This window comes from Dryocola sharpae (assembly GCF_051307055.1).
Lineage (GTDB): Bacteria > Pseudomonadota > Gammaproteobacteria > Enterobacterales > Enterobacteriaceae > Dryocola.
In genome coordinates this window covers 935,052-960,461 of the sequence record NZ_CP149994.1, presented here as the reverse complement: position 1 = coordinate 960,461, position 25,410 = coordinate 935,052, and the positions used below count along the sequence as shown (strand labels likewise).

Genomic DNA, 25,410 nt, shown 5'->3' with positions numbered 1-25,410 from the left:
AAAAAGGCACATCTGTTGATGCGCCCTGACAAAGCTTTACGGTTCTGCCCGCCATCCTTCAGGTTACAGAGGTGTTGTCTGCACACCCTCATCCCAGTTACTTACTGAAGTAAGTGCCGGGGATTATTCCCCTACGGACCGCTGCAGGCGCTGTTCAAAAAGGCTTACGCCGATTTTGTCACTCCCTTGCCGCCTGCCTGTAACCTGAAATCTAACAATCAGAAGGTATTAACTGGTCGAAAACTCAGTTAACCGCGTCTTTCAGCGCTTTACCCGCACGGAACCCTGGGACTTTCGCTGCAGCGATGGTGATTTCTTTACCGGTCTGAGGATTACGGCCTGTACGGGCAGCACGCTCTTTAACAGCAAAAGTACCAAAGCCAACCAGTGCTACGTCTTCCCCGGACTGCAGAGATTCAGTAACAGAAGCGATAACAGCATCTAACGCACGTCCAGCCGCGGCTTTAGAAATATCAGCACCTGCGGCAATTTTGTCTATCAGTTGAGATTTATTCACTCTTCTCTTCCTCTCGTTATTATTTATATCGTACCCGTTTCCTTCAAAGCACGACCGCGCAGCAGTTATATCAGGCCTGTCATAGCCGCACAACATCCGTAATTGGTGACATACCTGACCGCTGTCTAACTTAGCGACACAAAAAAAAGCTGGCAAGTGACAATTCACCTGCCAGCGTCGATTTTATTGACTGTATTTGCGTCAGGTCACTATTTTGCGGTTACAACCTGCATTCCGTAGGGCTCATTCTGCAACGCAAGCGCCAGAACTTCCTCGATACGTTTTACCGGGTGAATATCCAGATCGGCAATCACATTTTCCGGAATCTCCTCCAGATCGCGTTTATTTTCATCCGGAATCAGCACGGTTTTAATCCCGCCGCGATGAGCTGCAAGCAGTTTTTCTTTCAGGCCACCAATCGGCAGAACCTGGCCACGCAGCGTAATTTCACCCGTCATTGCCACATCTGCACGTACCGGGTTGCCTGTCAGGCAGGAAACCAGCGCGGTACACATTGCGATACCCGCACTTGGGCCATCTTTCGGCGTCGCGCCTTCCGGTACGTGAACGTGAATATCACGTTTTTCGTAGAAGTCGCCGTTGATGCCCAGTTTTTCCGCACGCGCGCGAACCACGGTCAGGGCGGCCTGGATAGATTCCTGCATAACTTCGCCTAACGAACCGGTGTAGGTCAGCTTGCCTTTCCCCGGCACGCACGCGGTTTCGATAGTCAGCAGATCGCCGCCCACTTCCGTCCACGCCAGACCCGTTACCTGCCCTACGCGGTTTTCACTGTCTGCACGTCCATAATCAAAGCGCTGAACCCCAAGGAAATCTTTCAGGTTATCGCCGTTGATGGTGATGTGCTTGAGCGTTTTATCCAGCAGAAGCTGCTTCACCGCTTTACGGCACAGTTTGGAGATTTCACGCTCCAGGCTACGCACGCCGGCCTCACGAGTGTAGTAACGGATAATGCCGGTGATGGCGCTATCTTCTACCGTCAGCTCGCTCTTTTTCAGGGCGTTACGTTCAATCTGCTTCGGCAGCAGGTGCTGTTTGGCAATGTTCAGCTTCTCGTCTTCGGTATAACCGGAAAGACGGATAACCTCCATACGATCCAGCAACGGAGCCGGAATGTTCATCGAGTTGGAGGTGGCAACAAACATCACGTCGCTGAGGTCGTAATCCACCTCAAGGTAGTGATCGTTAAAGGCGACGTTCTGTTCTGGATCCAGAACTTCCAGCAGAGCTGACGCCGGATCGCCACGCATATCCGAAGACATTTTGTCGATCTCATCAAGCAGGAACAGCGGGTTTTTAACGCCCACTTTCGCCATTTTCTGAATCAGCTTGCCCGGCATCGATCCGATGTAGGTGCGACGGTGGCCGCGAATTTCAGCTTCATCACGCACGCCGCCCAGCGCCATACGGATATATTTGCGTCCCGTCGCTCTGGCGATGGACTGACCCAAAGAGGTTTTACCCACGCCAGGAGGCCCTACCAGACACAGGATTGGCCCTTTGAGCTTGTTAACGCGGCTCTGCACTGCGAGGTATTCCAGAATGCGATCTTTCACGCGTTCCAGGCCGTAGTGGTCGGTATCCAGAACTTCCTGCGCCTGGCGCAGATCTTTTTTCACCTTGCTGCGCGCGTTCCACGGCACCTGCACCATCCAGTCGATATAGCCGCGTACCACGGTTGCTTCCGCAGACATCGGCGACATCATTTTCAGTTTTTGCAGTTCCGCTTCGGTTTTCTCACGCGCCTCTTTCGGCATTTTCGCCGCGTCGATTTTGCGTTTCAGCGCTTCGTTTTCGTCCGGCGCGTCGTCCATTTCGCCCAGCTCTTTCTGAATCGCTTTCATTTGCTCATTCAGATAGTATTCGCGCTGGCTCTTTTCCATCTGCTTTTTAACGCGGTTGCGAATGCGTTTTTCAACCTGCAGCAGATCGATTTCCGATTCCATCATCGCCATCAGATATTCAAGACGTTCGTTAATATCGGACATCTCAAGCACTGATTGTTTATCCGTTAATTTCAACGGCATATGTGCAGCGATGGTGTCTGCCAGACGTGCAGGATCGTCGATGCTGTTAAGCGATGTCAGCACTTCTGGCGGGATTTTTTTGTTCAGCTTGATGTAGCCTTCAAACTGGTTAATGGCCGTGCGTACCAGCACTTCCTGCTCGCGCTCTTCAATAACCGGCGAGTCAAGGTATTCGGCCTGGGCTGCGAAATGATCGCCATTGTCAGACAACGTGGTAATGCGCGCACGCTGCAAACCTTCCACCAGCACTTTTACCGTACCGTCTGGCAGTTTCAGCATCTGCAAAATAGAGGCAACGGTGCCCACCGAGAACAGGTCATTCACACCCGGCTCATCCGTTGAGGCCTCTTTTTGCGCCACCAGCATGATTTTTTTATCGTGGTCCATGGCTGCTTCCAGGCAGCGAATGGATTTTTCACGCCCGACAAACAATGGAATAACCATGTGCGGATAAACCACCACATCGCGCAATGGCAATACGGGGATTTCAATGCGTTCAGAACGCTCAGGATTCATAGAGCTCTCTCTTAGTTTAATTTCCGCCAGGTGATGGGGCGATGTCCTCTGCTTATACCTTAAGTCATTCGGGTTACAGGCGCGTGGGCGCAGCCAACGTCCCTGCGGCTCGATGACAGTATCATGGCATCACCAACAAGTAAGTCAGTATATGGGGATGTTTCCCGAGCATTCAATGCCGGAAATGCAGGAAAAATAAAAGGGGGATAAAAATCCCCCTTTTTCAACTAACTGACTGGTTATTTTGGCGAATTATTCACCGGATGCCTGTTGTGCTTCCGGCTTGCCGTAAATTAATAGCGGCTTGGTCTGGTCGTCTATAACCGCCTCGTCGATCACCACTTTTTCGACATCTTCCATGGAAGGAAGGTCGTACATGGTATCAAGCAGCGCGCCTTCAACGATAGAGCGTAGGCCACGGGCGCCGGTTTTACGCGCCATCGCTTTCTTAGCGATAGCATCCAGCGCTTCGTCGCGGAATTCCAGCTCCACGCCTTCAAGATTAAACAACGCCTGATACTGTTTGGTCAGGGCGTTTTTCGGCTCTTTCAGGATCTGGATCAGCGCTTCTTCGCTCAGCTCGCTCAGCGTAGCAACCACCGGTAAACGGCCGATGAACTCAGGGATAAGGCCGAATTTGATCAGATCTTCTGGCTCTACCTGGCCGAGCAGCTGGCCTTCGCTCGCCTTCTCAGACTTGCCTTTAACCGTCGCGCCAAAGCCGATACCTGAACCGGTTTCAACACGATTAGCAATCACTTTGTCGAGGCCTGCAAACGCGCCGCCGCAGATAAACAGAATTTTGGAAGTATCAACCTGCAGAAATTCTTGCTGCGGATGCTTACGGCCGCCCTGCGGTGGCACCGCGGCCACGGTGCCTTCGATCAGCTTCAGCAACGCCTGCTGCACGCCTTCACCGGAAACATCGCGGGTGATGGACGGGTTGTCAGATTTGCGGGAGATTTTGTCAATCTCATCGATATAGACGATACCGCGCTGCGCTTTTTGCACGTCGTAGTCGCATTTCTGCAGCAGCTTCTGGATGATGTTTTCCACATCTTCACCGACATAGCCCGCTTCGGTAAGCGTGGTGGCGTCTGCCATAGTGAATGGCACATCCAGCAAACGCGCCAGGGTTTCAGCCAGCAGCGTTTTCCCGCTGCCTGTCGGCCCGATGAGCAGAATGTTACTTTTACCCAGTTCGATACCGTTGGTGCTGTCGCCGTTGCGCAGACGTTTGTAGTGGTTATAAACCGCCACCGCCAGGACCTTTTTCGCCTGTTCCTGACCGATGACGTAGTCATCCAGATGATGACGGATTTCATGCGGCGTCGGCAGCGCGCTACGCTCGCGATGCGGCGCTACTTCTTTGATCTCTTCGCGAATAATGTCGTTACATAAGTCGACACACTCATCGCAGATATACACTGACGGTCCGGCAATCAGTTTGCGCACTTCATGCTGGCTTTTGCCGCAAAAAGAGCAGTACAGAAGTTTACCTGAACCGTCTTTGCGCTTATCTGTCATAAAGTCAAAACCTCTTTTCTGTTTCTTTGCACCGTTTGAAACGACGCAAGTGCCATTATTGCGGCACAGCCAATCTAAGCGGGAAGCCGGGCCACTACTTTTACTATAGTCTATGGCCCGCTGTTTTCGGGCATTAGTTACGGTGAGTCAGGATCGAGTCAACTAAGCCATACTCTACCGCTTCGCTGGCAGCGAGGAAACGGTCGCGCTCGGTGTCTCTTTCGATCTCTTCAAGAGATTTGCCGGTGTGTTGCGCCATAAGTTCATTCATACGGGCTTTAACTTTCAGGATTTCGCGGGCGTGGATTTCGATGTCCGTCGCCTGCCCCTGATAGCCGCCCAGCGGTTGGTGAATCATCACCCGCGAGTTAGGCAGGCAGAAACGCTTGCCCTTCGCCCCGGCAGTCAGCAGGAAAGCTCCCATAGAACAAGCTTGCCCCATACAGATAGTGCTGACGTCCGGCTTTATAAATTGCATGGTGTCATAGATAGACATACCTGCCGTAATTACACCACCCGGTGAGTTAATGTAGAGGTAGATATCTTTTTCCGGGTTTTCCGCTTCCAGAAACAGCATCTGCGCCACAATCAGGTTAGCCATATGATCTTCGACCTGTCCGGTCATGAAGATGACACGTTCTTTGAGCAGACGGGAATAAATATCGTATGAACGCTCACCACGCGATGTCTGTTCAACAACCATCGGCACCAGAGCCATATGGGGTGCTAATTGATCTCGTTCGCCACTGTATGACATTTCCGTCTCCTGGAGTAATTAAGCCTTCTAACCTACTGTACTGATTCTACTTGAGACGCGAAAAGAAGACTACGCTCCTTGCGTCCGTTGCCTGTCATGGACGGATTATCAGTCAGGTTCGTGTTTTGGAGCCATACCTGGTTAATGGGGATGGCTTCGCCCTGTTTCAAGCATAACAACCTTTTCTTGATCCGCTAACCCTGAAAGTTCGTATTATTCGTCGTAAAGATGCCATTCGCCAGATAAAAAAAGCCCGCCACTGTAAGTGACGGGCTTGATGCAGCAAGCTTTTGGCAATAATGCCAAAACTTACGCTTACGCTTGTTGGTTCATCAGCTCGCTGAAGGAAGTCGCTTTTTCTGAAACTTTCGCTTTTGCCAGCAGCGCTTCAACAGCCTGTTCTTCCAGAGCAACGTTACGCATGTTGTCCATCAGCTCTTTGTTCTTGCTGTAGAACTCGATAACTTCTTTCGGATCTTCGTAGGCGGAAGCCATTTCTTCGATCAGACCGTTAACGCGTGCTTCATCAGCTTTCAGCTCGTGGGTACGAATAACTTCGCCCAGCAGCAGGCCAACCACTACACGACGCTTAGCTTGCTCTTCGAACAGCTCGCGCGGCAGCTCCAGAGCCTGTTGCTCGTTGCCGCCGAAACGCTGTGCAGCCTGGCGACGCAGAACGTCGATTTCGCCGTCGATCAGCGCAGCCGGCACGTCGATGTTGTTGGCGTTAACCAGACCGTCGATTGCCTGCGTCTTAATGCGGTTACGCACCGCGCCTTTCAGCTCGCGATCCATGTTCTTACGCACTTCGGTACGCAGACCCGCAACAGAACCATCTTCAACGCCGAAACGTTTGATGAATTCTTCAGTAAACTCCGGCAGTTCACGTTCTTCAACTTTCTTCAGAACGATATCGAACTTAGCCGCTTTACCCTTCAGGTTTTCAGCGTGGTAATCTTCCGGGAAGGTCACTTCGATAGTGAACTCTTCGCCGGCTTTGTGGCCAACAACGCCATCTTCGAAGCCCGGGATCATACGACCCTGGCCCATTGCCAGCACGAAGTCAGACGCTTTACCGCCTTCGAACACTTCGCCGTCTACGGAGCCGGTGAAGTCGATGGTAACGCGATCTTCTGCCGTTGCAGCAGCGTCAGAGTCTTTCCAGGTCGCCTGCTGCTTACGCAGGGTGTCCAGCATGGTGTCAACGTCTTCATCGGTCACGTCAACAACTGGTTTTTCAACTTCGATAGCTTCCAGACCCTGCAGCTCAACTTCCGGGTAAACTTCAAACTCTACGGAGTAGGTGAAGTCTTCGCCCAGTTTGTATTCGCCCGGCACATAGTTAGGCGCACCTGCTGGATTGATTTTTTCCTGGATGATCGCATCAATGAAGTTGCGGCTCATCAGCTCGCCCAGCACGTCCTGGCGAACGGAAGCGCCGTAACGTTGAGCGACAACGGTCATCGGTACTTTACCCTTGCGGAAGCCGTCAATACGAACTTTCTTTGCCACGTTGACCAGCTCGCTTTTTACAGCGGTTTCGATGCTGTCTGCAGCGATAGTAATCGTGAGACGGCGGCCAAGGCCCTGAGTGGTTTCAACTGAAACTTGCATCTTGTTACCTCAAAAAATCACAGTGCTCGGTCAACTCTGGAAGCCCTTAATATTGCTTCACAGAACCGGGATGCCTTCTGTAGCAGAATCACATTCCCTGTCGTCAGAATCGTCCCGAAGACATTCCGAAAAATAAGACGCAGCATTATAGCGGCATCACCAGAGTGAGTCGAGAACGGCGACATAGCGTCGCTGCGGCCTTTTTCACACTTTGTTGGAATTTATTGCCTCATCCCTGCAAAAAAGCCGGGTATTTAAGACAAAACAAAACGGCCCGCAGGCCGTTTTGAGAAACGCAGTTAACAGAGAGCAACATAAAGGAAAAGTTCCCTCAGTTGCAAACCCGAAAAGGTTATTTTCAGGCGATAGAACCCGCTCCGCGGCACGGCGGCGAGGCGAAAATAGTATCCTGCAACCCTTCCCACTCTTTAATGGTATAGGTATGCAGGGCCAGAGCATGTACGGTACTCGCCAGCTCTTCGCTTAGGGTGCCGTAGATCAGGCGATGACGATTCAAAAAACGTTCGCCGGTAAAGCGATCGCTGACTAACACAACCTTAAAGTGACTTTCAGAACCAGCCGGGACATTGTGACGATAGCTTTCATCCACGACTTCCAGGAACACAGGTTCGAACGCTGCCCTTAGTTTTGTTTCTATTTGCTCGCGTATCATCATGAACTTTCTCCTCAACTACGCCCGGATGCCACTCATCCCCTTAAATCTTAGCCGCTTTTAACCGTTTTAATAACGTAATTCCAACAATTATTTAGCTTTCGTCCGATTTCCTTTGCCAACCCTCTGTAGCTTAATGCTATTACGACCCTATTCAGTATGAATCAGGTCTGATAGCTTTATTAGCGCTCATTAAAAACGCAACGCGATGAAATTCCGTGCGTTAAGCACTTCCACTGGGCAACCGCAGTGTTATGATGGCGTGTTTTTTCTCCCAGCCCCCTTTGAGTACATTGAGATAGCGAACATGTTAAAAAAATTATTCTTCCCGCTGGTCGCCATTTTTATGCTGGCCAGCTGTGCAACACCGCCGACCACGATTGAAGTATCGCCGACCATCAATCTGCCGCAGCAGGATCCAAGCCTGATGGGCGTGACGGTCAGCATCAACGGCGCCGATCAGCGTACCGACCAGGCGCTGGCGAAAGTCACGCGTGATAACCAGCTGGTTACGCTGACCCCTTCCCGCGATCTTCGCTTCCTGCTGCAGGAAGTGCTGGAAAAACAGATGACCGCCCGCGGTTATATGATTGGCCCAAACAGCCCGGTTGCTTTACAGATTATCGTCAACCAGCTCTATGCGGACGTTTCTCAGGGTAACGTGCGCTACAATATTGCCACCAAAGCGGATATCTCGATTATCGCCACCGCGCAGAACGGCAACAAGATGACGAAGAGCTACCGTTCCAGCTACAACGTAGAAGGGGCGTTCCAGGCCACCAATAAAAATATCGCCAACGCGGTTAACTCCGTGCTGACCGATACCATTGCGGAGATGGCCCAGGACACCAGCGTTCACGACTTTATTAAGCAGAACGCACGTTAATCTATCCACCGTCAGCCCGCGTCAGGCGGGCTGACGGTCAGAGCACAGCATGGCCAATCAGTATTTACGTATCTTTCAGCAGCCGAAGTCAGCCATTCTTCTGATCCTTGGCTTTGCTTCAGGGCTTCCCCTCGCATTAACTTCCGGCACGCTGCAAGCCTGGATGACGGTCGAAAATATCGATCTGAAAACCATCGGCTTCTTCTCGCTTGTCGGCCAGGCCTACGTCTTTAAGTTTCTCTGGTCGCCGGTGATGGACAGATATACGCCGCCGCTGTTGGGCCGCCGTCGCGGCTGGCTGCTGATTACCCAGCTCCTGCTGCTGATTGCTGTTGCCGCTATGGGCTTTCTGGAGCCGGGCACGCAGCTCCGCTGGATGGCCGCGCTTGCGGTTATTATCGCTTTCTGCTCCGCCTCGCAGGACATCGTGTTCGACGCCTGGAAAACAGATGTGCTTTCCGCCGAAGAACGCGGCGCGGGCGCGGCAATCAGCGTGCTTGGCTATCGTCTGGCGATGCTGGTTTCCGGCGGGCTCGCGCTCTGGCTGGCGGACCGTTACCTGGGCTGGCAGGCCACTTACTGGCTGATGGCCGCGCTGCTGTTGCCCTGTATTGTCGCCACCCTGCTCGCGCCGGAACCCACGGATGCCATTCCGGTTCCACGCAGCCTTGAGCAAGCCGTCGTTGCCCCGCTCAGGGACTTTTTCGGGCGCAATAACGCCTGGCTGATCCTGCTACTGATTGTGTTGTATAAACTTGGCGATGCTTTCGCCATGAGCCTGACCACCACGTTTCTGATCCGCGGCGTCGGTTTTGATGCGGGTGAAGTCGGGGTGGTGAATAAATCGCTGGGTTTAGTCGCCACCATTCTCGGAGCGCTTTACGGCGGCGTGCTCATGCAGCGCCTGACGTTATTCCGCGCCCTGCTCATTTTCGGCATTCTGCAGGGCGTGTCCAATGCCGGTTACTGGATGCTCTCCGTCACCGATAAGCATATGTACAGCATGGCCGCCGCCGTCTTCTTTGAAAACCTCTGCGGCGGAATGGGTACGGCAGCTTTTGTCGCGTTGTTGATGACGCTGTGTAATAAATCCTTCTCCGCTACGCAGTTCGCCCTGCTTTCGGCGTTATCCGCCGTTGGCCGCGTTTACGTTGGGCCTATTGCCGGCTGGTTTGTGGAGGCTCACGGCTGGCCGACGTTCTATCTCTTCTCGGTTGTCGCGGCGGTGCCGGGCATCCTGCTGCTGCTGATTTGTAAAAACACCCTGGAATACACCCAGCAAAACGAGCGCTTTATGCCGCGCCGTCAGTTCGCTCCGGCCTATCGTTTAGCGCTGCGCATCCTGAGCCTGGGCTGTGTGCTGCTGGGCGCATGGCTGCTGGTGGTCATTGCGAATGCGCTGGGATTAACCCACTGGACGTTCGGCTTATACCTGCTGGAAGGAGGCGCGCTGCTCGCCATCGGCGGAATACTGTTCGGCGGGCTGCTGGACTTTCTGGCGCTGCGCCGCCTGGCTACCCCGGCGCAGCCTCAATAATGCGTAAAAGCTTGCTGCCTGAGAAATATATTTCTGAAAACGGGCGGCGGTGAATTTCACCCTCAAACAAAAGCTGTTAACTCAAGGGATTAACAATAATTAGTTAAGCCCCGTGCGTTATTTTATGCAAAATAACGCCGCGGCTGGCCGGACGCAACAAGCTTTATTTATCGAAAGTAAGGCGGCCTGCTTTAATTAATTTGTGCGCTATAAATTTAAAGAAGGCGTTAAACGATTCAGCCCGGTGCGAAATTAATTATTGTTATAATTGTTCATTAAATGATGGCAATTTGTTAATTAATTGTTCTTTAAAATGATTGGTTATACCAATTTACCTATTCTATTTCCCACAGTCTGAAAATTCGTTCTAAACTCAACGCAGCGTAAGCTATCACCCGATTTTACAGTTTGTTGCATTTCGTGTGACATTGACGGCAGAACCCGGTAACACCCCGCTGACACTACGCCAATCATGTTTACAGTAATGTAACCTTCCCGTAAAATGCCGGCACACTTTAAACGACAATAGAGCTCCCTGGAATTGAGGTCGTTAAATGAGACTCAGGAAATACAATAAAAGTTTGGGAATGTTGTCATTACTCGCAGGAACTGTGTTGCTCAGTGGCTGCGATTCTGCACTTCTCGATCCCAAAGGACAGATCGGTCTGGAACAGCGTTCTTTGATACTGACGGCCCTCGGGCTGATGTTGATCGTCGTTATTCCCGCTATCGTGATGGCTATCGGCTTTGCCTGGAAGTACCGGGCTTCAAATACGGATGCCAAATACAGCCCCAACTGGTCGCACTCGAACAAAGTTGAAGCTGTTGTCTGGACTATCCCTATCCTTATCATCATTTTCCTTGCGGTACTGACCTGGAAAACCACGCACGCGCTTGAGCCCAGCAAACCGCTGACGCACGAAGCGAAGCCGGTGACCATCGAAGTTATCGCTATGGACTGGAAATGGTTCTTCATCTATCCGGAGCAGGGCATCGCTACGGTGAATGAAATCGCTTTCCCGGCCAACACCCCGGTGGAATTCAAAATCACCTCTAACTCGGTGATGAACTCCTTCTTTATTCCGCGCCTGGGTAGCCAAATCTACGCAATGGCAGGCATGCAGACCGAACTGCACCTGATTGCCGACGAAGCGGGCACCTACGACGGTATTTCGTCTAACTACAGCGGTAGAGGTTTCTCTGGCATGAAGTTCAAAGCAATTGCTACGCCAGACATGGATACCTTCAACCAATGGGTTGCTAAAGCGAAAAAATCTCCGAACGTCATGACCGATATGACGAGCTACGAGAAGCTGGCAGCACCTAGCGAATACAACAAAGTCGAATACTTCTCAGCTGTTAAACCGGATTTGTTTAAAGGCGTTATCGACAAATTCATGGGACACGGGAAGAGCATGGACATGACCCAACCTGAAGGTGAGCAAAGCTCTCATGACGGTATGGATGGTATGGACATGAGTCACGCGGAAACCTCTCACTAAGGGGCCGAGGAATAAAAATGTTCGGAAAACTTACACTGGATGCAGTCCCATACCATGAACCCATTATCATGGTTACGGTGGCGGCTATTATCGTCGGGGGACTGGCGCTAGTTGCAGCTATCACTTACTTCGGTAAGTGGGAATATTTATGGAAAGAGTGGATCACCTCCGTTGACCACAAACGCCTTGGCATCATGTATGTCATCGTCGCTATCGTCATGCTGCTGCGTGGCTTTGCCGATGCCATTATGATGCGTAGCCAGCAGGCGCTGGCTTCCGCAGGGGAAGCAGGCTTCCTGCCGCCGCACCACTACGACCAGGTCTTCACCGCCCACGGCGTGATCATGATCTTCTTCGTGGCGATGCCATTTGTTATCGGCCTGATGAACATCGTTGTGCCGTTGCAGATCGGCGCGCGCGACGTTGCCTTCCCGTTCCTGAACAACCTGAGCTTCTGGTTCACCGTTGTCGGCGTGGTGCTGGTAAACCTTTCTCTTGGGGTGGGCGAATTCGCGCAGACCGGTTGGGTTGCCTATCCGCCGCTATCGGGCATTGAGTACAGTCCGGGGGTCGGGGTCGACTACTGGATCTGGAGTCTGCAGCTCTCCGGTATCGGTACGACGCTAACGGGTATTAACTTCTTCGTTACTATCCTGAATATGCGTACGCCGGGCATGACCATGTTCAAAATGCCGGTGTTTACCTGGGCTTCGCTGTGTACCAACGTGCTGATTATCGCGGCGTTCCCAATCTTCACCGTGACCGTCGCGCTGTTAACCCTTGACCGCTACCTTGGCACCCATTTCTTTACCAACGATATGGGTGGCAACATGATGATGTATATCAACCTCATCTGGGCATGGGGCCACCCGGAAGTGTATATCCTGGTGCTGCCGGTATTTGGCGTGTTCTCAGAAGTTGTTGCGACGTTCTCTAAAAAGCGTCTGTTCGGCTACACCTCTCTGGTGTGGGCGACCATCGCCATTACCGTACTGTCGTTCATCGTCTGGCTGCACCACTTCTTCACCATGGGCAGCGGCGCGAACGTGAACGCCTTCTTCGGTATCGCCACGATGATTATCGCCATCCCGACAGGGGTGAAGATCTTCAACTGGCTGTTCACCATGTATCAGGGCCGTATCGTCTTCAACTCCGCGATGCTGTGGACCATTGGCTTCATCGTCACCTTCTCTATCGGTGGGATGACCGGGGTTCTGCTGGCCGTACCGGGCGCCGACTTTGTACTGCACAACAGTCTGTTCCTGATTGCCCACTTCCATAACGTTATTATCGGCGGTGTGGTATTCGGCTGCTTCGCAGGCCTGACCTACTGGTGGCCGAAAGCCTTTGGCTTCACCCTGAACGAAACCTGGGGCAAACGCGCCTTCTGGTTCTGGATTATCGGCTTCTTCGTGGCCTTTATGCCGCTGTACGTGCTGGGCTTCATGGGGATGACCCGTCGCCTGAGTCAGCAAATTGATCCGCAGTTCCACAGCCTTCTGCTTGTGGCTGCAGGCGGCGCGGCGCTGATTGCCTGCGGTATTCTCTGCCAGCTGGTTCAGTTCTACGTTTCTATTCGCGACCGCGAGCAGAACCGCGACCTGACCGGTGACCCATGGGGTGGCCGTACGCTGGAGTGGTCTACCTCTTCTCCGCCTCCGTTCTATAACTTCGCCCATCTGCCACTCGTCAACGAGCGTGATGCATTCTGGGTGATGAAAGAGAAAGGCGAAGCGTACAAGCAGCCGACCCATTATGAAGAAATTCATATGCCGCGTAACAGCGCAGCGGGCGTTATCATTGCCGCCTTCAGCGCAGTATTTGGTTTCGCGATGATCTGGCACATCTGGTGGCTGGCGCTTATCGGCTTCGCCGGTATGATCGTCACCTGGATTGCAAAAAGCTTCGACGAAGATGTGGATTACTACGTTCCGGTTGCGGAAGTCGAAACCCTGGAAAACCAGCATTTCGATGAAATTACCAAAGCAGGGCTGAAAAATGTCAACTGATACTCTGACTCACGCTAGCGCCCACGCTCCTCATGTAGCAGAGCATGGGCATCACGATGCGGGAACCAATAAGGTCTTTGGTTTCTGGATCTACCTGATGAGCGACTGCATTCTGTTCTGTTGCTTGTTTGCTACCTATGCCGTTCTGGTGAACGGCACTGCCGGCGGCCCTGCAGGGAAAGACATTTTCGAACTGCCGTTTGTGCTGGTTGAAACTGCCCTGCTGCTGTTCAGCTCCATCACCTACGGCATGGCGATCATCGCCATGAACAAAGGCAACAAAAGCCAGGTTATCTCCTGGCTGGCGCTGACCTTCCTGTGCGGTGCGGGCTTCGTCGGGATGGAAATCTATGAATTCCATCACCTGATTACCGAAGGTTTCGGTCCGGATCGCAGCGGCTTCCTGTCAGGGTTCTTTGCTCTGGTAGGCACCCACGGTCTGCACGTGACTTCTGGTCTGGTGTGGATGGCGTTCATGATGATCCACGTAGCGCGCCGCGGCCTGACTAACACTAACCGCGCTCGCCTGATGTGCCTGAGCCTGTTCTGGCACTTCCTGGACGTGGTTTGGATCTGTGTATTCTCAGTCGTTTATCTGATGGGGGCAATGTAATGAGTCATTCAACTGAACATGGCGGCGCCCACCACGGTAGCGTAAAGACGTATATGACAGGTTTTATCCTGTCGATCATCCTGACGGCGATCCCGTTTTGGATGGTGATGACGGGTAGCGCATCCCACTCCACTATTCTCGGTGTGGTGGTGGTTACCGCGGTAATACAGATTCTGGTTCACCTTGTGTGCTTCCTGCATCTGAACACCTCGTCGAGTGAGCGTTGGAACCTGGTGGCCTTTGCCTTTACGGTGCTGATTATTGCCATTCTGGTGGTCGGCTCGATCTGGATTATGTGGAACCTCAACCAGAATATGATGGTTCACTAAGAGCGACGTGTATGATTAAGCAATACCTGCAAGTAACGAAACCAGGAATTATTTTCGGTAATTTAATTTCTGTCATTGGGGGATTTTTACTGGCCTCGAAGGGCAGTATTGATTATCCCCTGTTTCTCTTCACCCTCGTGGGGGTGTCGCTGGTGGTGGCATCAGGTTGTGTTTATAACAACTTCATCGACCGCGATATCGACCGCAAGATGGAGAGAACCAGGAATCGGGTGCTGGTTAAGGGCCTGATTTCGCCGAAAACCTCGCTGGTATACGCCACCTTGTTGGGTATTGCTGGTTTCATGCTGCTGTGGTTTGGCGCGAATCCGCTGGCGATGTGGCTCGGCGTGATGGGCTTTGTGGTTTACGTGGGCGTTTATAGCCTCTATATGAAGCGCAAATCCGTTTACGGCACGCTGATTGGCAGCCTTTCCGGCGCGGCGCCTCCGGTCATCGGCTATTGTGCCGTGACCAACGAGTTCGATACCGGCGCCCTGATCCTGCTGGCTATCTTTAGCCTGTGGCAGATGCCGCACTCCTATGCGATTGCCATCTTCCGCTTTAAAGATTACCAGGCCGCCAATATTCCGGTCCTGCCGGTGGTGAAAGGGATCTCGGTTGCGAAGAACCACATCACGCTGTATATCATCGCCTTTGCTGTCGCAACGCTGATGCTCACGCTAGGCGGTTACGCCGGATACAAATATCTGGTCGTCGCAGCGGCGGTGAGCGTCTGGTGGCTGGGCATGGCGCTGCGGGGTTATAAAGTGGAAGACGATAAGGTCTGGGCGCGCAAACTGTTCGTCTTTTCCATCGTCGCCATTACCTCTCTCTCCGTGATGATGTCCGTCGACTTTATGGTGCCGGATTCCCACAATCTGCTGACTTACGTCTGGTAAACCATGCATCGCATAAAAGGGCGCATAAGCGTAATGCTTGTCAGTTAAGATCTTAATGGAGGCCGCAACGGATAACGTTGTGGCCTCTTTTTTACCGCCCTGGGGTAATGTCGCACTCTTCTTTCCGGCAGCACCAGCCCTGAAGCCATCGCCATTATCTCTTCCATTATCCGCGGTATTTTTCCCGGTGAGACGCCCGGTAGCACGCTCAGCTGACTTCTCAGGTACAATGCGGACTGCTTAAAACTCATCTGATAAGGTTCCACACCTTTCAAACTGTACGCCATCTGCGCCATCATGAACCTCAGAAGGTTATAGGCCAGGACCACGCCCCACAGCTCCTGACGCACAAGTTCTGGCTTTTTACTTCTCAGCGTCAGCTCATTATTCAGCAGGTGCTGTTTCATCTCGCGGAACCCATGCTCTATTTCCCAGCGATGGCTGTATAAATCCACGACATCCGCTTTCGGGTATCTCAGGGGATCGCACATGGATGTCAGGATTTGAACCGTTTTTCCATTGAGTTCTTTGCTGATAAGCCTTGCCGTCAGCGTGTCTGCAGCACCCTGCCATTTTTTCTTCGCCTGAGGCGATAGCTGTAACTCCACCAACTCCTGCCCGGCCCCTAAGCTACGGACAACACGGTACTGTGCCCCTTTACGCAGCGGCAGCATCCAGTGTGTTTCCGTTCCGGCCGACTGCCAGGCGTGTAGCAGACCCAGCGCATAAAAACCCTTATCGAAGAGGGTCAGAGAGTGATCGGGGGTCTGTGGGATAAGCTGAGCGGCGAGATCGGCTTCGCCACTTGCGCAGACGCTGTCGAACGCAGCCGCTGACAGCAGGTGGCTGGTGACTTCCATCTGACAGACCATGCGCACCTGCGGCCATTCAGAGCACTTATTAATATTGGCCGTTCGCCCGAAGGCCGCATCATTTTCTGGTGTGTCAGGTGTGCGCCATACGGTGCCATCCACAGCCATCAGAGTCAGTCCGTTCCAGTGCGACAGCGGGGTCTTTTCGAACCACAGGCGCTGCGTTTTCTCAAACATTAACCGGATAACATCTTCTCCAAACCGCTGCAGGGCCTGCACAACCGCGCTGGGCGCGACAAAGGGCCTTTTCCCCGGCAGAAGGATATCCAGATGTGAGACGAGCTGGCTCATCGAATGGGAGCGAAAAAGTGCCATGCCGGTCACCGCCCAGACCATCATTTCCATCGACAACCTGCGCTTTCGTAACGTCACTGTGCCGGTATCAGCGAGACACTCGTCAATGAGCTCAGGAGAAAGGAGATCAGAAAGCGTCGAGAACTCCTGGGGAGTAAAGTTATGAACGATATCGAGAGCCTGACTGAGAAGCATAAAAAAATCCGTAATCCCTGAGAGATTACGGATTCTTGCAGAACTGCCGGATCGTTCAACCGATCATTTTTGTCTTAACTGATCGGCATTACGCATAAGCGTCCTTTTTTATTGCTGTAAAACCACGCTTTTCGACGGTTTGATTTACCCCCGAAGACGTTGCCCTTTGCTTTTATACCTTCCCGGCACCGTATTAAAATGCTGCAAATTTTGTCAGGCGGCTGAGAGTACATCAGCGCCCTTTTTTACTATGAGCATCAATAATTTCGCCCTGTAATATTTGTTAAACAACCAAACGTTTACCCTCCCCTGCCTACGCACTACACTATGTCCGGTTTTTCATCTGAGGTGGAAATGAACGATTACAAAATGACGCCCGTCGAACTACGTGCGACGTGGGGTTTAGGCACGGTATTTTCACTCCGCATGCTCGGCATGTTTATGGTGTTACCGGTTCTTACCACTTACGGAATGGCGCTGCAGGGCGCAAGCGAAGCGCTGATTGGATTCGCAATCGGTATTTATGGCCTGGCGCAGGCTATCTTTCAGATCCCCTTTGGTTTGCTCTCTGACCGTATCGGCCGCAAGCCGCTGATCGTTGGCGGATTGCTTATCTTCGTGCTCGGTAGCGTACTGGCCGCCCTTTCGGATTCTATCTGGGGCGTGATCCTTGGCCGCGCGCTGCAGGGCTCAGGCGCCATTGCCGCCGCCGTAATGGCGCTGCTTTCCGATCTCACCCGCGAACAAAACCGCACCAAAGCGATGGCGTTTATCGGCGTCAGCTTCGGCGTCACCTTTGCCATTGCCATGGTGCTTGGCCCAATTATTACCCACTCTTTCGGCCTGAATGCCCTGTTCTGGATGATTGCGATTCTGGCGACAGCCGGCATTGTAATCACCCTTTGGGTGGTGCCGAATACAGAAAACCACGTGCTGAACCGCGAATCCGGGATGGTGAAGGGCTGCTTTAGCAAGGTTCTCGCTGAACCTAAGCTGCTGAAGCTTAACTTCGGCATTATGTGTCTGCACATCATGCTGATGTCCACCTTTGTCGCCCTGCCCGGCCAGCTTGAGCAGGCGGGCTTCCCTGCCGCGGAGCACTGGAAAATTTATCTCTGTACGATGCTGATAGCCTTTGCCTCCGTCGTGCCCTTTATCATTTACGCCGAAGTGAAGCGCCGCATGAAGCGGGTGTTTGTCGGCTGCGTGGCGCTGCTGCTGATTGCGGAGATTGTACTCTGGGGCTCCGGGCCGCACTTCTGGGAACTGGTGCTTGGCGTGCAGCTCTTCTTCCTCGCCTTTAATCTGATGGAGGCCATTCTGCCGTCGCTTATCAGCAAGGAATCGCCTGCAGGCTACAAAGGCACGGCGATGGGGATTTACTCCACCAGTCAGTTTATCGGCGTGGCGATTGGCGGTTCATTAGGCGGCTGGCTGGACGGCATGTTTGACTCGCAAACCGTCTTCCTGGCGGGCGCCCTGCTGGCAATGGTCTGGCTGCTGGTGAGTACCACCATGAAAGAACCGCCTTACGTGGCCAGCCTGCGCATCGAGCTGCCGGAAAATGCGGCAAACGATCTGCAGCTGAAAGCAAGATTACTGGCGCAGCCGGGCGTGAGCGATGCGAACATAATTACGCAGGAGCGCAGCGCCTATGTGAAGATCGACAGCAAGGTGACGAACAGATTTGAGATTGAGCAGCTGGTGAAAGGGACGCTATAGCGGCGGGCGGCGCGGCGCTTACCGGCCCTGCATTAATCATGCAGGGCCGGTAAGCGTTTTTTAGCGCGATCTACTGAAGATCAGTCGCGGAAGTTTTTAAACTGGAACGGCTGTCCCAAATCTCCGCCACGCACCAGCGCCATTGCGCTCTGTAAATCGTCACGGGATTTGCCCGTTACGCGCAGCTCTTCACCCTGAATCTGCACCTGAACTTTGGTCTTGCTGTCTTTAATCAGCTTCACAATTTTCTTGGCAATCGCAGCTTCAATGCCCTGCTTGAGCTTAGCCTCTACGCTCCAGGTTTTACCGCTGTGCACGAAATCTTCCGGCACGTCGATTGAAGCGCCTTCGATGCCGCGCTTGAGCAGTTTGGCACGCAGAATATCCAGCAGCTGGTTAACCTGAAAGTCAGACTCGCTGGCGACCTTAATGGACTGATTTTTTTCATTCAGTTCAAAGGTTGCCGGCACGTTGCGGAAGTCGAAACGCGTAGCGACCTCGCGCTCCGCGTTTTCGATCGCGTTACGCACTTCCTGGATATCGATTTCAGACACGATGTCAAAAGATGGCATGTTTTCTTCTCCCTCTCTTTTTTGTTGCGTTGCATCATACCCGCTGGGCCGCGCAAAACAACCCGTTAAAGCAGGAGAGAACCCGATATAATATAGTTTACGCAAAACATCTACGCAGTTTGTGGATGGGGAGGCAAAATGAAAATCACCGTTCTGGGTTGCGGTGCTTTAGGCCAGCTCTGGCTGGCATCACTTTATAAACAGGGACATGAGGTCCAGGGCTGGCTACGGGTTCCTCAACCTTTCTGTTCTGTAAATCTGGTCGACGTGGACGGCAGCATTTTTAATGAATCGCTCACGGCCAACGATCCCGATTTTCTCGCCGGCTGCGATCTGCTGCTGGTGACGCTCAAGGCCTGGCAGGTTTCCGGGGCCGTCAAAACGCTGGCTGCGAGGCTGCCGGAGTCCAGCGCCATCCTGCTGCTGCACAATGGCATGGGCACGCTGGAAGAATTAAGGACGCTGCGCCAGCCTTTACTGTTGGGCGTCACCACCCATGCGGCAAAACGTGATGGCAGCGTTATCGTTCACGTAGCAAACGGCACCACGCATATCGGGCCGGGTAACGCAGCGGGCAGCGATTTCAGCGCTCTGGCTGATGTCTTGCACCACGCCCTGTCCGATGTCGCCTGGCACGATAACATTCTCCCGGCGAGCTGGAATAAGCTGGCGGTGAACTGCGTTATCAACCCGCTGACCGCGCTCTACAACTGCCCTAACGGCGAGTTAAAACATCATCACGACGAGGTGGTGAGCATCTGCAACGAAGTGGCGCTGGTCATGGAGCGCGACGGCCACCATACCTCACCTGAAAGCCTGCTTTATTATGTGGAGCAGGTTATCGACAGCACGGCGGCGAACATTTCGTCCATGCTGCAGGATGTGCGCGTGCAGCGCCACACCGAAATTGACTATATCACCGGATATCTACTGCAGCGCGCGCGGGCCCATGGCCTGTCCGTGCCGGTCAATAGCCGACTGTATGAGCTGATTAAGCGTAAGGAGAATGAATATGAGCGTTCGAGCTCTGGTCTGTCTGGCGCCTGGGAGTGAGGAGATGGAGGCCGTTACCACCATTGATTTACTGGTGCGCGGCGGCATTAAGGTCACGACGGCAAGCGTTGCAAGCAGCGGCGATCTCACTATCACCTGCTCACGCGGCGTCAGGCTGGTCGCCGATGCGCCGCTGGTAGAGGTGGCCGACGGGGATTTCGACATCATCGTATTACCTGGCGGAATAAAAGGCGCGGAATGTTTCCGCGACAGCCCGCTGCTGGTAGAAACCGTGCGCCAGTTCCATCTCTCCGGGCGCATTGTGGCGGCTATCTGCGCCGCAGCGGGCACCGTTCTTGTTGCGCATGAGATTTTCCCCATCGGCAACATGACGGGTTATCCGGGCCTGAAAGAGACCATTCCGGACGATCAATGGCAGGACAAACGCGTAGTCTGGGACCCAAGAGTTAATTTGCTGACCAGCCAGGGGCCGGGCACGGCGATAGATTTTGGGCTGAAGATTATCGATTTACTGGTTGGCCGTGAAAAAGCGCATGAGGTTTCGCAGCAGCTGGTGATGGCCGCAGGGATTTACAGCTACCGGGATTATTGAATTATGGCCCTCTCCCTGAAAGGGAGAGGGCCAACAATCAAGCGCGAAAAACCTTCACGTTGTTAAAGCCCTGCTCACGCAGGTACAGCGCCTGCAGGCGGCTCATCACGCCGCGCTCGCACCACAGCAGATAGGTTTTGCTCTGGTCTAAATCGCCAAACTTAGTGCTCAGCTTATAGAACGGCAGCGAGGCAACGCTCACGCCTTCCTGCTGGAACGGCTTCTCGTCCTGCTCGTCGACGGAACGGATATCCAGCAGCACGTCGTTCGGGCCAAACTCGCCTACCGTTTCAACCTCGGTAACCACTTCTGTGCTCTGCGTGGCGATATCGCGAATATCAATGTTCGTCGCTTCTTCGACAACCTTATCGAGGATAGAGAAATCGAAGTTCGCTTCCTCCGCCTCAATCTTCGCCTTCACCGCCTTCACGGTTGGGCTTTTTGAGATCACACCGCAGTATTCCGGCATGGTACGCGCAAAATCAGCGGTGCCGATTTCACGGGCCAGATCGATGATGTGCTCTTTATCATGCGAGATAAGCGGGCGCAGGATCAGCGTATCGGAGACGTTGTCGATCAGACGCAGGTTGGTCAGCGTCTGGCTGGAAACCTGGCCTAACGCTTCGCCGGTCACCAGCGCCTGAACGCCGTAGCGTTCGGCCACGCGAGATGCCGCACGCATAAACATACGTTTGAGCACCACGCCCATCTGGCCGTCTTCGACTTTCTCAAGGATCTCGCCAACCACCGGCTCGAAATCGATCGCGACGAAACGCACGCGGTGGGAGCTGCCGTAGCGGTTCCACAGATAGTGGGCTACCTGTTTCACGCCAATTTCATGCGCCGCGCCGCCCAGGTTAAAGAAGCAGTAATGCACGCGGCAGCCGCGACGCATCAGCATATAGCTGGAAACGCCGGAGTCGAAGCCGCCGGAAATCAGCGACAGCACATCTTCCTGCGTGCCGATAGGAAAACCGCCGATGCCTTCATAACGCCCTTTTACCAGCAGCAGACGATCGTTTTCAATTTCCAGATTCACCGTCACTTCCGGGTGCGTCAGCTTCACGCGCGCAGATTCGATATGCTGGTTTAAACCGCCGCCAACGTAGCGTTCCACTTCAATGGAGCTAAACTCATGCTTACCACGACGTTTAACGCGCACGCAGAAGGTTTTACCTTCCAGCTGGTCGCGATAAAGTTCCAGCGCCTGCTCGAAGATATTGTGCATATCGGTATACGGCACATCTTCGACTTCAAGAATATGATGGATGCCGGGAATGCGGGTCAGGGCTTCGCGGATGGTGATGCGCTTGTTTTCGTCTTTGGCGCGAACTTCGATATGATCCCAGTGGCGGACAACCGCCAGGTCTTCATCGTAGTGTTTTAAAACGTTACGAATGTTCCCGGTGAGCATTTTAATAAAGCGTATGCGCACAGATTGGCTCTTGATGGTGATTTCCGGGAACAATTTAATGATAAACTTCATGGCGCTCATGATTTGTTGGTGAGCCGTGCATGCGTTGAATCATGCGGGCTGAAAGACTTAAAGAACTGCAAAGGCGTGAGCGCCCTTGCATCCGAGGCGCGAAAGTATATCACTAACAGCTTGCCATAGCGTTACACAATTGAGTCCGCTACCATGGCGACGTCGCACAATTATTAGAGTCAGACATTCACTATGCCGAAAAAAACCGAAGTCCCCGTCAGCTTTGAAACCGCGCTTGTGGAGCTTGAGCAGATTGTCACTCGCCTGGAAAGCGGCGAGCTGCCGCTGGAAGAGGCGCTAAACGAATTTGAACGCGGCGTACAGCTGGCCCGTCAGGGCCAGGTGAAACTGCAGCAGGCCGAACAGCGCGTACAAATCCTGCTGAGCGAAAACGAAGACGCGCCTCTAACGACCTTCACGCCGGACGCCGAGTAAAAATGGATTTAGATCAAGATCTTCAGGCTCACGCCGGGCGAGCCAACGACGCCCTGCTGCGCTTTTTAGCCCCGCTGCCGTTTCAGAACACTCCGCTGGTTGAGGCGATGCGTTACGGCGCACTATTAGGGGGTAAACGCCTTCGCCCTTTCCTGGTATACGCTACCGGTGAAATGTTCGGCGTAGCGGATGAAGCGCTGGATGCCCCGGCTGCGGCAGTAGAGTGCATTCACGCCTACTCTTTGATTCATGACGATCTGCCGGCGATGGATGATGATGATTTACGTCGTGGACAAGCGACCTGTCACATAAAATTTGGCGAAGCCAGCGCAATTCTGGCAGGAGACGCCCTACAAACGCTGGCATTCTCTATACTCAGTGAAGCCCCGATGCCCGGTGTGGAAATAGCCGACCGGCTGGCGATGGTCAAAGAGTTAGCGACGGCCAGCGGCGTGGCCGGGATGTGCGGCGGTCAGGCGCTGGATCTGGAAGCCGAAGGCAAACAGGTCGCGCTCGAAGAACTTGAGAAGATCCACCGTCACAAAACCGGCGCGTTGATTCGCGCCGCCGTTCGCCTGGGCGCCTTAAGCGCCGGTGAGGCAGGCCGTAATGCGCTGCCGCTGCTGGATCGTTATGCCGAAAGCATCGGCCTGGCCTTCCAGGTACAGGACGATATTCTCGACGTGATCGGCGACACCACGACGCTGGGTAAGCGTCAGGGCGCCGATCAACAACTGGGTAAAAGCACTTACCCGGCTCTGCTTGGCCTGGAAAACGCCAAAGCCAAAGCATGGGATCTCTATCAGGATTCTCTCCGTGCGCTGGAAGGGCTTGCGAACCAGTCGTTGAATACAACGGCGCTGGAAGCGCTGGCCAGCTATATCATCCAGCGTGATAAATAACTTATAACACCACGACGAGTTTCTAATTTAATGAGCTTTGATATTGCCAAATACCCGACGCTTGCGCTGGTAGACTCAACCCAGGAGCTTCGCCTGCTGCCAAAAGAGAGCCTGCCGAAGCTGTGCGATGAGCTGCGTCGTTACCTGCTCGATAGCGTAAGTCGTTCCAGCGGGCACTTTGCCTCCGGGCTTGGTACGGTAGAACTGACCGTGGCGCTGCACTATGTCTATAACACCCCCTTCGACCGGCTGATTTGGGATGTGGGCCATCAGGCCTACCCGCATAAAATTCTGACCGGCCGCCGCGACCAGATTGGCACCATCCGCCAGAAAGATGGCCTGCATCCGTTCCCGTGGCGCGCGGAAAGCGAATACGATGTGCTGAGCGTCGGCCATTCGTCGACCTCAATCAGCGCAGGCATCGGTATCGCTGTGGCGGCAGGCAAAGAAGAGAAAGATCGCCGCACGGTTTGCGTGATTGGCGACGGCGCAATCACCGCAGGCATGGCGTTTGAAGCGATGAACCACGCCGGGGATATTCGCCCGGACATGCTGGTGGTGTTAAACGACAACGAAATGTCGATCTCCGAAAACGTCGGGGCGCTCAATAACCATCTGGCGCAAATCCTTTCCGGCAAGCTTTACTCCACCCTGCGCGAGGGCGGTAAAAAAGTCTTTTCCGGCGTGCCGCCAATTAAAGAGCTTCTCAAGCGAACCGAAGAGCACATCAAAGGCATGGTCGTACCGGGCACGCTGTTTGAAGAGCTTGGTTTTAACTACATCGGGCCGGTAGACGGACACGATGTGCTGGGGCTGGTGACTACCCTGAAGAACATGCGCAGCCTGAGCGGCCCGCAGTTTCTGCACATCATGACTAAAAAAGGCCGCGGCTACGCGCCTGCGGAAAAAGATCCTATTAGCTTCCATGCGGTGCCGAAATTCGATCCTTCAAGCGGCACGCTGCCGAAAAGTGCAGGCGGCCTGCCGAGCTATTCAAAAATCTTCGGTAACTGGCTGTGCGAAACCGCCGCTCATGATGACAAGCTGATGGCGGTCACCCCGGCCATGCGCGAAGGCTCGGGAATGGTAGAGTTTTCTCGCCAGTATCCGCAGCAATATTTCGACGTGGCGATTGCCGAGCAGCACGCGGTGACCTTTGCCGCAGGCCTTGCCATTGGCGGTTATAAGCCGGTTGTCGCTATCTACTCCACCTTCCTGCAGCGCGCTTACGATCAGGTCATTCATGACGTGGCTATCCAGAAGCTGCCGGTGCTGTTCGCCATCGACCGCGCGGGCATCGTTGGCGCAGACGGGCAAACCCACCAGGGCGCGTTCGACCTCTCCTTCCTGCGCTGCATTCCGGATATGGTCATTATGACCCCGAGCGACGAGAACGAATGTCGCCAGATGCTGCACACCGGCTATCACTATAACGATGGCCCAAGCGCGGTGCGTTACCCGCGCGGCAACGGCACAGGGGTGGAATTACAGCCTCTGGAATGCCTGCCAATCGGCAAAGGCGTGAAAAAGCGCGAAGGCGAGAAAGTGGCTCTGCTTAACTTCGGCACCCTGTTAGAGGACGCAGCAAAAGTTGCCGAATCCCTGAACGCCACGCTTGTCGATATGCGCTTTGTGAAGCCGCTGGATGAAGCATTGATCCTGACGCTGGCTGAAAGTCACGAATCCCTGGTGACTATCGAAGAGAACGCCACCATGGGCGGCGCGGGCAGCGGCGTGAACGAAGTGCTGATGGCGCACCGTAAAGCCGTGCCGGTGCTCAATCTGGGCCTGCCTGATTTCTTTATTCCGCAGGGCACCCAGGAAGAGGCGCGGGCCGCTATTGGCCTGGATGCGGAAGGTATCGAAGCGAAAATCCGCGCCTGGCTTAGCTAAACCCCT

22 protein-coding genes are annotated in these 25,410 nt (G+C 53.6%); 13 read left to right on the top strand and 9 right to left on the bottom strand.

All coding sequences use genetic code 11. The annotated features are described in order from the left end of the window. Window positions 1-244: 244 nt before the first annotated feature. The 6 genes from hupB to bolA all read right to left on the bottom strand — a co-directional run bounded on the left by hupB (window position 245) and on the right by bolA (window position 7,655). Window positions 245-517 carry a nucleoid-associated protein HU-beta gene (hupB, locus tag WLO31_RS04550; RefSeq protein ID WP_008454620.1) on the bottom strand — a complete coding sequence of 91 codons (273 nt, stop codon included), beginning with the start codon at window positions 515-517 and terminating at the stop codon, window positions 245-247. A gap of 209 nt (window positions 518-726) precedes the next feature. Further along, window positions 727-3,081, bottom strand: coding sequence for an endopeptidase La (lon, locus tag WLO31_RS04545; RefSeq protein ID WP_435929301.1), 2,355 nt, complete (start codon window positions 3,079-3,081; stop codon window positions 727-729). Window positions 3,082-3,333: 252 nt separating this feature from the next. Further along, complete coding sequence (gene clpX, locus WLO31_RS04540) at window positions 3,334-4,608, bottom strand: ATP-dependent protease ATP-binding subunit ClpX (RefSeq protein WP_435929300.1); 1,275 nt, start codon at window positions 4,606-4,608, stop codon at window positions 3,334-3,336. 133 nt (window positions 4,609-4,741) lie between these two features. After that, window positions 4,742-5,365 carry an ATP-dependent Clp endopeptidase proteolytic subunit ClpP gene (gene clpP, locus WLO31_RS04535; protein WP_167612148.1) on the bottom strand — a complete coding sequence of 208 codons (624 nt, stop codon included), beginning with the start codon at window positions 5,363-5,365 and terminating at the stop codon, window positions 4,742-4,744. 315 nt (window positions 5,366-5,680) lie between these two features. Next, complete coding sequence (gene tig / locus WLO31_RS04530; RefSeq protein ID WP_435929299.1) at window positions 5,681-6,979, bottom strand: trigger factor; 1,299 nt, start codon at window positions 6,977-6,979, stop codon at window positions 5,681-5,683. 358 nt (window positions 6,980-7,337) lie between these two features. After that, entirely contained in the window at window positions 7,338-7,655 is a 318-nt protein-coding gene (gene bolA, locus WLO31_RS04525) for a transcriptional regulator BolA (protein WP_435929298.1), read from the bottom strand. Between the two features lie 304 nt (window positions 7,656-7,959). On the opposite strand from bolA, the gene WLO31_RS04520 reads away from it, so the two are divergent. From WLO31_RS04520 to cyoE, 7 genes are all read left to right on the top strand, one after another. Further along, the gene (locus WLO31_RS04520) at window positions 7,960-8,538 is read left to right on the top strand and encodes a lipoprotein (RefSeq protein WP_435929297.1); all 579 of its coding nucleotides are present in this window, start codon (window positions 7,960-7,962) and stop codon (window positions 8,536-8,538) included. A 49-nt stretch (window positions 8,539-8,587) separates the two neighbouring features. After that, the gene (ampG, locus tag WLO31_RS04515) at window positions 8,588-10,075 is read left to right on the top strand and encodes a muropeptide MFS transporter AmpG (RefSeq protein ID WP_435929296.1); all 1,488 of its coding nucleotides are present in this window, start codon (window positions 8,588-8,590) and stop codon (window positions 10,073-10,075) included. 554 nt (window positions 10,076-10,629) lie between these two features. Beyond that, window positions 10,630-11,577: a cytochrome o ubiquinol oxidase subunit II gene (gene cyoA / locus WLO31_RS04510; RefSeq protein WP_435929295.1), complete on the top strand. Its 948-nt coding sequence runs from the start codon at window positions 10,630-10,632 to the stop codon at window positions 11,575-11,577. Window positions 11,578-11,594: 17 nt separating this feature from the next. Next, the gene (cyoB, locus tag WLO31_RS04505) at window positions 11,595-13,586 is read left to right on the top strand and encodes a cytochrome o ubiquinol oxidase subunit I (protein ID WP_435929294.1); all 1,992 of its coding nucleotides are present in this window, start codon (window positions 11,595-11,597) and stop codon (window positions 13,584-13,586) included. Beyond that, window positions 13,576-14,199, top strand: coding sequence for a cytochrome o ubiquinol oxidase subunit III (locus WLO31_RS04500; RefSeq protein WP_435929293.1), 624 nt, complete (start codon window positions 13,576-13,578; stop codon window positions 14,197-14,199). Before cyoB ends, WLO31_RS04500 begins: the two co-directional genes overlap by 11 nt. After that, window positions 14,199-14,528, top strand: a complete 330-nt coding sequence (locus tag WLO31_RS04495) for a cytochrome o ubiquinol oxidase subunit IV (protein ID WP_435929292.1) — start codon at window positions 14,199-14,201, stop codon at window positions 14,526-14,528. Before WLO31_RS04500 ends, WLO31_RS04495 begins: the two co-directional genes overlap by 1 nt. Window positions 14,529-14,539: 11 nt before the next feature. Continuing rightward, window positions 14,540-15,427, top strand: coding sequence for a heme o synthase (gene cyoE / locus WLO31_RS04490; protein WP_167612120.1), 888 nt, complete (start codon window positions 14,540-14,542; stop codon window positions 15,425-15,427). A 44-nt stretch (window positions 15,428-15,471) separates the two neighbouring features. On the opposite strand, the gene WLO31_RS04485 is transcribed toward cyoE, so the two are convergent. Next, on the bottom strand, window positions 15,472-16,788 hold the full coding sequence (locus tag WLO31_RS04485) for an IS4 family transposase (protein ID WP_435929291.1): 1,317 nt from the start codon (window positions 16,786-16,788) through the stop codon (window positions 15,472-15,474). A 354-nt stretch (window positions 16,789-17,142) separates the two neighbouring features. Between WLO31_RS04485 and WLO31_RS04480 the strand changes: the two genes are divergently transcribed. Then, on the top strand, window positions 17,143-18,510 hold the full coding sequence (locus WLO31_RS04480) for an MFS transporter (RefSeq protein ID WP_435929290.1): 1,368 nt from the start codon (window positions 17,143-17,145) through the stop codon (window positions 18,508-18,510). Between the two features lie 80 nt (window positions 18,511-18,590). Here the strand turns inward: WLO31_RS04480 and WLO31_RS04475 are convergent, their stop codons facing one another. Further along, the gene (locus WLO31_RS04475; protein WP_435929289.1) at window positions 18,591-19,082 is read right to left on the bottom strand and encodes a YajQ family cyclic di-GMP-binding protein; all 492 of its coding nucleotides are present in this window, start codon (window positions 19,080-19,082) and stop codon (window positions 18,591-18,593) included. Window positions 19,083-19,220: 138 nt separating this feature from the next. Here WLO31_RS04475 and panE point away from each other — a divergent pair, with 138 nt between their 5' ends. Both panE and yajL read left to right on the top strand, forming a co-directional pair. Continuing rightward, the gene (gene panE, locus WLO31_RS04470; RefSeq protein WP_435929288.1) at window positions 19,221-20,135 is read left to right on the top strand and encodes a 2-dehydropantoate 2-reductase; all 915 of its coding nucleotides are present in this window, start codon (window positions 19,221-19,223) and stop codon (window positions 20,133-20,135) included. Beyond that, window positions 20,095-20,688 carry a protein deglycase YajL gene (gene yajL / locus WLO31_RS04465; RefSeq protein ID WP_435929287.1) on the top strand — a complete coding sequence of 198 codons (594 nt, stop codon included), beginning with the start codon at window positions 20,095-20,097 and terminating at the stop codon, window positions 20,686-20,688. The genes panE and yajL overlap by 41 nt, the downstream gene beginning before the upstream one ends. Before the next feature lie 37 nt (window positions 20,689-20,725). Here the strand turns inward: yajL and thiI are convergent, their stop codons facing one another. Then, a complete protein-coding gene (gene thiI / locus WLO31_RS04460; RefSeq protein WP_435929286.1) occupies window positions 20,726-22,174 on the bottom strand; it encodes a tRNA uracil 4-sulfurtransferase ThiI in 1,449 nt (482 codons plus the stop codon). 192 nt (window positions 22,175-22,366) lie between these two features. On the opposite strand from thiI, the gene xseB reads away from it, so the two are divergent. Genes xseB through dxs form a run of 3 tightly spaced genes read left to right on the top strand, consistent with a single transcriptional unit; the run spans window position 22,367 to window position 25,404 of the window. Continuing rightward, window positions 22,367-22,609: an exodeoxyribonuclease VII small subunit gene (xseB, locus tag WLO31_RS04455; protein WP_435929285.1), complete on the top strand. Its 243-nt coding sequence runs from the start codon at window positions 22,367-22,369 to the stop codon at window positions 22,607-22,609. Window positions 22,610-22,611: 2 nt separating this feature from the next. Then, a complete protein-coding gene (gene ispA / locus WLO31_RS04450; protein WP_435929284.1) occupies window positions 22,612-23,511 on the top strand; it encodes a (2E,6E)-farnesyl diphosphate synthase in 900 nt (299 codons plus the stop codon). Window positions 23,512-23,541: 30 nt separating this feature from the next. Beyond that, window positions 23,542-25,404, top strand: a complete 1,863-nt coding sequence (gene dxs, locus WLO31_RS04445) for a 1-deoxy-D-xylulose-5-phosphate synthase (RefSeq protein WP_435929283.1) — start codon at window positions 23,542-23,544, stop codon at window positions 25,402-25,404. The last annotated feature ends 6 nt before the right edge of the window (window positions 25,405-25,410 follow it).